The sequence below is a fragment of the Phenylobacterium sp. genome (assembly GCF_025351295.1).
Lineage (GTDB): Bacteria > Pseudomonadota > Alphaproteobacteria > Caulobacterales > Caulobacteraceae > Phenylobacterium.
Genome location: NZ_JANXWD010000040.1, coordinates 1 through 4,099 on the forward strand (window position 1 = coordinate 1; position 4,099 = coordinate 4,099).

Genomic DNA, 4,099 nt, shown 5'->3' on the forward strand with positions numbered 1-4,099 from the left:
TGGTATCCAGGTTTTGTGGCCAAGCGCCAGCGTGGGCGCGGAGATCATTGCGCGGGTTGAGCCTGTCCGCGGTCGCCGATAGGTCAGATGACATGGCGCGGCGAACGGACATCTGGCGGCTGGGAATCGTCGAAGCGCCCATCGCGGCGGTTGCTGAGGCTGGCGGCCTGGACGGCTTCCCGGTCCGCTGGCTGCCGGAGACGCCGGCGTTCACGTTTCTCGCCGACCCGTTCGGGATCTGGCGGGACGGGCGGCTGCATCTGTTCGCCGAGGCTTATGACTATCGGACCCGGCGCGGCGTCATCGAGCTGATCGACCTCGGCGCGGACGGGGCGACGGTGGGGCGGCGGACGGTGCTGCGCGAGGCGTGGCACCTGTCCTATCCCTTCGTGTTCGAGGCGGACGGGGCCGTCTGGATGGCGCCGGAGGCGCATCGGTCGGGGGCGCTCACGCTCTATCGGGCCGCGGCGTTCCCGGACCGGTGGGAGGCGGCCGCGCGGCTGACGCTGGACACGCCGGCCATCGACCCGACCCTGTTCCGGCACGAGGGCCTGTGGTGGATGGCCTATTCGCCGGACGGGCCCCAGCCGGCCAAGCAGGGGCGCCTGCACCTGGCCTGGGCGGACAGCCTCACCGGGCCCTGGCGGACCCATCCCGGCAATCCGGTGCGGGTGGACCGGTCCAGCAGCCGGCCGGGCGGCGCGGTGTTCGTCCACGACGGCGCGCCGGTGCTGCCGGTGCAGGACTGTTCGGCCACCTATGGCGGCGCCGTGCGGCTGCTGCGGATCCTGGCCCTGACGCCGGACCGGTTCGAGGCGGAGGCCGGCGCACCGATCCTGGCGCCGGCCTCGGCGGGACGTTATCGGGACGGGCTGCACACCCTGTCGGCCTGCGGCGAGGTCACGCTGATCGACATCAAGCGGATTGACCGCTCGTTTGGCGGGCTGGCGATCGACGCGGGACGGTTTCTGGGCCGCTGGCGGGGGTGACCGGCAGCCGGGCCATGACTTGGGCGCCGGCCGCAGCGAAGGCCGCGCGCCCGAAGCGCTCCAGCACCCGCGCGCGGCCGGCGGCGCCCATCGCGGCCAGCCGGTCGGGGTGGGAGAGCAGCCACACCAGGGCCTGGGCCAGGGCGTCCGGATCGCCGGGCGGGACGACCAGCCCGGTCTCGCCGTCGCGGACGCTGTAGGGGAGCTCGCCGACCGCGGAGACGAGGGTCGGCAGGCCGGCCTGCATCGCCTCATGCGCCGCGATGCAGAGGCCTTCCGAGCGCGAGGGCTGCAGATAGAGGTGCAGGCCGGCCAGGTAGTCGCGCGGCCGCTCGGTGAAGCCGGTGAAGCGGACATTGGCCAGGCCCGCCTCGGCGAGAGCGGCCTCCAGCGGCGCCTGCTGGTCGCCGGCGCCGGCGATCGACACCTCGAACGGGACCTGCGGACAGAAGCCGCCCGCGTGGAGCCGGGCCAGCGCGGCGACCAGCACATCGTAGCCCTTGACCGGATGCAGGCGCCCCAGCGCGCCCAGCCGCAGGATCTCTCCGGGCCGCCACGGACGGGCCTGGGGCGCGTCGGGGTCTGCGGCAAACAGCGGCCACACCGCCAGCCGCTCCGGCGGCACGTCCAGGCGCGCGCCGGTCAGGGCGGCCACGCTGTGGGAATCGCCGATCCACAGGGCCGAGAGGCCTTGGGTAGCGCGCAGCAGCAGCCGGTTGGCGGGCTTCAGGAAAGCCGCGTGCTGCCAGCTCACCACCGGCGCGCCACGGCGGTGGCCCACCAGCTGTCCCAGCAGCGTCGCCCGGGTAAGCGAGGTCCAGATCAGGTCCGGGCGCCACGCGGCCAGTTCACGGTCCAGCCAGCGGACGGCGGCCAGATGATCCTTCTCCCCGCCCTCGCGGATGTATACCCGCAGGCCGGCCTCGCGCATGGCGGCGACCGCCCGGCCGTCGCGCCGGGTCAGGGCGAAAACCTCGACCGTCGCGCCGTTATCGGCGAGCACGCGGGTGACGGCCGGCACTGGCAGCGCCGCGCCGCCGCCTTCGACCGAGTTGATGACATAGGCGATGCGCATCAGGTCACGCTGGGGTCGCCGGCCGACCGTCGGCCGACAGGGCGGGAGATAGGGCGCCGGGGCCGGCGATCAACCGCGTCAGGCATGGGCCGCCACCGGCAGGTCGGGGACGGGGGACGCCAGGCCCGGGGCGGCCAGGCCCGCGAAGGCGGCCAGCGCACGGCCGGCGCGCACCGACGAGGGCTCGTCCGTCAGGTCGAAGCTGTGATCGAACATGGCCTGCTGGATCGGCCGGAAGATCGTGGCGTGCTCCGTCCAAGCCGTGCGCAGGGCGGCGCCCAGCTCGCCCACCGTCTCGATGACCGGGCCCGCCTGCCAGTGGGCGAAGTTCGCGTCGCCCCGCCAGGCCAGCCGATGGGGATTGAGGAACACGCAGGGCCGGGGCCGCGCCAGGAACTCATAGACCTGGCTGCTGGCGTCGCCGAGGTAGATGTCGGCGCGGTCGGTATAGGCCATGGTCGTCGAGGCGCGGCTGCCCAGGTCGACGTGGATGTTGGGGGCCCGCAGGTAGCGCTCGGCGATCCGGCCCGGCCGGTCCAGCCGCCACCGGTCGATGGCCAGCACGAAGGGCCGCTCGAACAGCATCACGTGGGGGGCGAAGATCAGATGGTGGTCGTCGTGCTCCAGGAACCAGTCCAGCACCTGCCGCCCGGCGGTGAACCACGACGAAAGATGCGGCGAGACGTGGGGGTTGTAGAGCACCACCGGCCGGCCGTCGGCGGCGGGAGGCGGGACGGCCTGGGGTTCCGGCGGCAGGTCGAACTTGGGATAGCCGACCACCGAGATGGTCGCGGGATCCACCCCCGCCTCGCCGATCAGCCGGTCGCGGATCTTCGGGCCGGAGACCAGCACATGGTCGAAGCCGCCGCTGGCCGGGTCGAAGCCGATGGCGCGGTCGCCGGCGCCGTGGCGGGTGTGGACGATCTTCAGATCGTTCAGGCCGTGCTGGGTCTTCAGGATCAGCGAGGTCTTCTCCGCCACCACCAGCACGTCCAGCGACCGGAAGAAGTCGAGGTTGTCGCCATAGACCAGCAGCTTGGCGGCGGGCAGCACCGCCTCCAGCGCGCGCTTGGCCAGGCGGCTGGCGCGGCGCTTCAGGCCCAGTTCGACCAGCCGGATCGCCGGGCCGATCAGGCCGTCGCCCAGCCGGATCACCTCGGCGCTCAGCCGCGCGTTGGTGGTCGCCACCACGATCTCCGCGTCGACCCCGCTCCGCGCCATGGCCAGCGCGATCGGCAGGCTGTGGGCGACCTGGTGGACCTGGTCGTGGTTGAAGAGGAATCCGATCCGCATGTTTCACAGACGACACAGAGGAACCCTGTCCTCAACGCGCCGCCGCGAAATCGTTCGTCGTCCGCTTCTGCCGAGCGCGATGGCCTGCCAGACCAGAGGCTCGGCGCGGCCCGATGGCCGCAAGGCCGAGGCTCAAGAGGCTGCGTCGCGCAGGCGCCGGACCTGCCGACCCCGCCAGCAGCATGCGAGGCCGGAGCACCGGCGCCGCTGCAGTGGGCTCTGGCCGTTCGAAATCACGCCTTGGCTCGCTCATCTGGTCCTCCAGGAGCACACCCCCGACCCAACCGCCTCACCCCGGCCAATTCGACTGCGGCCAAGGGTAGTGGGTCAGTTTGAAAATGGCCGTTCGCGCGCGGGGGGATCGGCGGTAACCTGAGGGCATGAGCAAGACGCCCAAGCGCCCGCGCGATCCGAACCAGCTGGCGAAGTTCATCGTGGACCTCTCGACCGGCCAAGGGGAACAGGCGCCGGAATTGCCGATGCCCGTCAGACGCGCTAAGGCGGCTGGCGCCAAGGGCGGCCCGGCCAGGGCAAAGAGCCTTACGCCAAAGCAGCGCTCAGAGATCGCGTCGGTTGCCGCTCAAGCCCGGTGGAAGAAGACCTAGGCGGCCTTGTCCTTGCGATCCAATCCGGCGAGCCGGAGCTGAACGTCGAAGTCCAGATCGTTGGGGAGCAACTCAACCTGTTGCTCCGGCGGGCGGGTTTCGTTCCAGTGCGTCTGATCGAGAAATAGGGCGAAGAG

The 4,099-nt window shown here is 71.9% G+C and carries 4 protein-coding genes; 2 read left to right on the plus strand and 2 right to left on the minus strand.

The window, feature by feature from the left end:
• Positions 1-92 precede the first annotated feature (92 nt).
• A complete protein-coding gene (locus tag Q0R13_RS06240; protein WP_293901090.1) occupies positions 93-989 on the plus strand; it encodes a hypothetical protein in 897 nt (298 codons plus the stop codon).
• Here the strand turns inward: Q0R13_RS06240 and Q0R13_RS06245 are convergent.
• On the minus strand, positions 916-2,064 hold the full coding sequence (locus Q0R13_RS06245) for a glycosyltransferase family 4 protein (RefSeq protein ID WP_293901092.1): 1,149 nt from the start codon (positions 2,062-2,064) through the stop codon (positions 916-918). The genes Q0R13_RS06240 and Q0R13_RS06245 overlap by 74 nt on opposite strands.
• A gap of 78 nt (positions 2,065-2,142) precedes the next feature.
• Positions 2,143-3,357, minus strand: coding sequence for a hypothetical protein (locus tag Q0R13_RS06250; protein ID WP_293901095.1), 1,215 nt, complete (start codon positions 3,355-3,357; stop codon positions 2,143-2,145).
• 380 nt (positions 3,358-3,737) lie between these two features.
• Between Q0R13_RS06250 and Q0R13_RS06255 the strand changes: the two genes are divergently transcribed.
• The gene (locus Q0R13_RS06255) at positions 3,738-3,962 is read left to right on the plus strand and encodes a hypothetical protein (protein ID WP_293901098.1); all 225 of its coding nucleotides are present in this window, start codon (positions 3,738-3,740) and stop codon (positions 3,960-3,962) included.
• Positions 3,963-4,099: the final 137 nt, after the last annotated feature.

Bases quoted from the DNA above. Each gene is read 5' to 3' on its own strand.
- Q0R13_RS06255 (WP_293901098.1), top strand. From the start codon at position 3,738: ATGAGCAAGACGCCCAAGCGCCCGCGCGATCCGAACCAGCTGGCGAAG.
- Q0R13_RS06250 (WP_293901095.1), bottom strand. From the start codon at position 3,357: ATGCGGATCGGATTCCTCTTCAACCACGACCAGGTCCACCAGGTCGCC.
- Q0R13_RS06240 (WP_293901090.1), top strand. From the start codon at position 93: ATGGCGCGGCGAACGGACATCTGGCGGCTGGGAATCGTCGAAGCGCCC.
- Q0R13_RS06245 (WP_293901092.1), bottom strand. From the start codon at position 2,064: ATGCGCATCGCCTATGTCATCAACTCGGTCGAAGGCGGCGGCGCGGCG.